Below are 3,070 nucleotides of genomic sequence, written 5' to 3' on the forward strand. Positions count from 1 at the left end.
CGGCCGTGCCCGCAACGGTGGGGGCGCCGTCCGTCAGGGCCGTGCCGGCCGCATCCGTCACCTGGATGACCGTCGCACCCTCGGCATCCAGGATGTCGGCACTGAAGGTGAGGGTGATCTGCGACGGCAGGGCATCGAGCACCGCGTCGGCGGAGGGGTCGGAGGAGACAAGTTCGTCGTGCGCGAACGCGGGGGCCGCGGGGATGACGAGCGCCGTGAGCGCGATGACCGCGGCGGCGAGAACGGCGGGCAGGGAGCGGCGACGCGGCGCGGAGGAGGAGGTCACCCCACCGACCTTATCGACCCGGTGCGGGCGGCGGCTGGGAGGGAAGATGCGCGATCCGGCCGTCTTCGGGTCGACCCGGACTCGACACGGCCGACCCCGGGTAGATAGGTTCGAGTGTCCCCCCGTCGTACCGATTCGCTGCCCGAACGCGGAGCCCGTCGTCGAGGGCGGATCACACGTACATCCCATGACCTTCGCGAGGGTCGATCGGCCGCTCCGGTTCGGAGGCGGTCGGCTATGGTGGAAAAGAAGGAGAAGCCGTGGACGAGACCCGCAGATTCGAGCGCGACGACATTCGGCGCGCTGCCGACGCCGCCGCTCCCGAGCGGTCGCACGACACGACCGAGACGTTCGGTCACGATGCCGATCTCTCCTTCGTCCCGTTCGGTGCCGACCTCAGCGAGACCGAGCTGGAAGCGATCGACGCCCTGCCCTCCGGGGCGGCGCTGCTGATCGTGCGCTCCGGTCCCACGACCGGCGCCCGCTACCTGCTCGACACCGACGTCACGACCGTGGGTCGACACCCCGAAGCCGACATCTTCTTCGACGACGTCACCGTCTCGCGTCGGCATGCTGAGATCACCCGCGCCGGTACGGCCTTCGAGATCGTCGATCAGCGATCCCTGAACGGCAGCTACGTCAACGGTGAGCGCGTGGACCGCTCGGCGCTGGTCAACGGCGCCGAGGTACGGATCGGCAAGTTCCGCCTCAACTTCTTCGGTTCGCCGGTCGACCTCCCGCCGGCAGAACACTGATGGCGGCAGCCCCCGCCCGCGGTCGTCCGGCGGCCTCGGGGCTGTTGAGCATCGGACAGGTGCTCGCGAGGCTCACACCGGAGTTCCCGGCGCTGTCCTCCAGCAAGCTGCGCTTCCTCGAAGTCCAGGGCATCGTGTCGCCCACGCGGACCGACTCGGGCTACCGCAAGTTCTCGCCCGGCGATCTGGAACGACTGCGTCTGGCGCTGACCCTCCAGCGCGATCACTACCTCCCCCTCGCCGTCATCCGCGAGTACCTCGCCGACGTCGACGCGGGTCGCAACCCCGCGCCGCCGACCTCGATGCCGTCGATGACGAGCGCGCCGCGGCGGTACCGCCGCGACGATCTGCTCTCGGCATCCGGTGCGGCCCCGCAGCTGCTCAATGACGCCATCAGCACGGGCGTGATCACCGCGGCCGAGTTGTACCCCGAGCAGACCGTGGCGCTGATGCGCACGCTCGTCGCCCTGGATCGGCACGGCATCGAGCCCCGGCACGTGCGATCGCTGCGGCAGAGCGCGCAGCGCGAGGCCTCCCTCGTCGAATCGGCCCTGTCGGCGCTTCTCCGCCGCCCGGACGCCGCGTCGCGGGCACGGGCCAGCGAGCTCGCGCCCGAACTCGCGGCGCGCCTCGACGAGGTCCGCACGCTGTTCGTGCGCGAGGCCATCGACCGGATGCTGTCCTGATCGCGACACGCCGACCCCCTCGGCGCGGATGTCGTTGCCGGGGGACCCTCGCTGATCTAGCGTGGAAGCAACGAGCCGATGAGGAGGGACGCGAGCATGAACGCTGGCGACGCACTCGGTGAACCCCGGTTCGCCGCTGATCTGCTCTTCACCGACGGTCTTCCCGAGATGGACGACGACACCGGCTACCGCGGTGCGGTGGCAGCGCGTGCCGCGGGCATCACGTACCGCCAGCTCGACTACTGGGCTCGTACCGAACTCGTCGTTCCCACCGTTCGCGGCGCGAGCGGGTCCGGTTCGCAGCGTCTCTACGGCTTCCGCGACATCCTCGTCCTCAAGCTCGTCAAGCGCCTGCTCGACACCGGCATCTCGCTGCAGCAGATCCGCACCGCCGTCGACCAGCTCCGCGCTGCGGGCATCCGCGACCTCGCCGGGACGACCCTCATGAGCGACGGCGCCTCGGTCTACCTGTGCACCTCCAACGACGAGGTCATCGACCTCGTCAGCCGGGGCCAGGGCGTGTTCGGCATCGCGGTCGGAAAGGTCCTGCGCGAGGTCGAGTCGACACTCGTCGACTTCGAGACCGCGACCCCCGAGACGGTGGACGAGCTCGCCGCTCGCCGCGCCGCTCGCACGGCCTGACACGGGCCCACAGACGCGAGAACCCCGGATGCCACGGCATCCGGGGTTCTGTTTTGTCGCTCCCTCGACGAGAAACGCCGCCCCTGTCGAGAAACGCCGGGAGAGCGCGTGTCTCGCCAGGAACGGCGTTTCTCGATGGGATCAGGCCTGCGGTGCGTCGTTCTGCACGGGGATGCGGCCGGTGCGGACGATCCGGTCCAGCAGGGCGTCGAAGTCGGCGGCGAGCTCCTGAGCGGAGTCGCCGGGCCACACGTGCAGGGGCTTCGCGGCACCCTGGGCCTGCTGGAGCGACGTGCGCTCGGGCAGCTGCGGGTTCAGGACGAGCGGCCCGAACATGTCGCGGAGCTCCTTGATGCGGAACTGGTGCTCGATCGACTGCGGGCGTACGCGGTTGACCACGACGCCCAGCGGCTGCAGGCGGGGGGAGAGACCACGGCGGATCTCTTCGATCGCTCGCAGCGCGCGGTCGGCGGCGGCGACGGAGAACAGCCCGGGCTCGGTGACGACGATGACGCGGTCGCTCGCGGCCCACGCGGTGCGGGTGAGGGCGTTCAGCGACGGGGCGCAGTCGATGAGGACCAGGTCGTAGTCGGCCTCGATGGTGGCCAGGGCCTCCTCGAGCGTCCACACGTCGCGCACGCTCGGGTGCGGACCGTCGAAATTGATGGCCGAAGGACTGCCGATGAGGATGTACATGGGGC

The 3,070-nt window shown here is 70.2% G+C and carries 5 protein-coding genes; 3 read left to right on the top strand and 2 right to left on the bottom strand.

The genetic code is table 11. The features are described 5' to 3' along the window. On the bottom strand, positions 1-286 hold a 286-nt coding region (locus tag LQV45_RS23015), incomplete at its 3' end, for a copper resistance protein CopC (RefSeq protein ID WP_230008982.1). Between the two features lie 260 nt (positions 287-546). On the opposite strand from LQV45_RS23015, the gene LQV45_RS23020 reads away from it, so the two are divergent. The 3 genes from LQV45_RS23020 (at position 547) to LQV45_RS23030 (ending at position 2,369) form a co-directional block, all read left to right on the top strand. Then, positions 547-1,041: an FHA domain-containing protein gene (locus LQV45_RS23020; protein WP_230008983.1), complete on the top strand. Its 495-nt coding sequence runs from the start codon at positions 547-549 to the stop codon at positions 1,039-1,041. Beyond that, positions 1,041-1,727 (top strand): MerR family transcriptional regulator, encoded by a 687-nt coding sequence (locus tag LQV45_RS23025; protein WP_230008984.1) that lies wholly within the window; start codon positions 1,041-1,043, stop codon positions 1,725-1,727. The genes LQV45_RS23020 and LQV45_RS23025 overlap by 1 nt, the downstream gene beginning before the upstream one ends. 96 nt (positions 1,728-1,823) lie before the next feature. Next, the gene (locus LQV45_RS23030) at positions 1,824-2,369 is read left to right on the top strand and encodes a MerR family transcriptional regulator (protein WP_138174839.1); all 546 of its coding nucleotides are present in this window, start codon (positions 1,824-1,826) and stop codon (positions 2,367-2,369) included. 141 nt (positions 2,370-2,510) lie between these two features. Here LQV45_RS23030 and LQV45_RS23035 read toward each other — a convergent pair. Next, a partial coding sequence (locus LQV45_RS23035) for a ParA family protein (protein WP_230008985.1) occupies positions 2,511-3,070 on the bottom strand: 560 nt, incomplete at its 5' end.

This window comes from Microbacterium sp. Bi128, assembly GCF_918698205.1.

What these genes read in the sequence shown, in the direction of transcription:
- LQV45_RS23025 (WP_230008984.1), top strand. Translation starts at nt 1,041, where the DNA reads ATGGCGGCAGCCCCCGCCCGCGGTCGTCCGGCGGCCTCGGGGCTGTTG.
- LQV45_RS23030 (WP_138174839.1), top strand. Translation starts at nt 1,824, where the DNA reads ATGAACGCTGGCGACGCACTCGGTGAACCCCGGTTCGCCGCTGATCTG.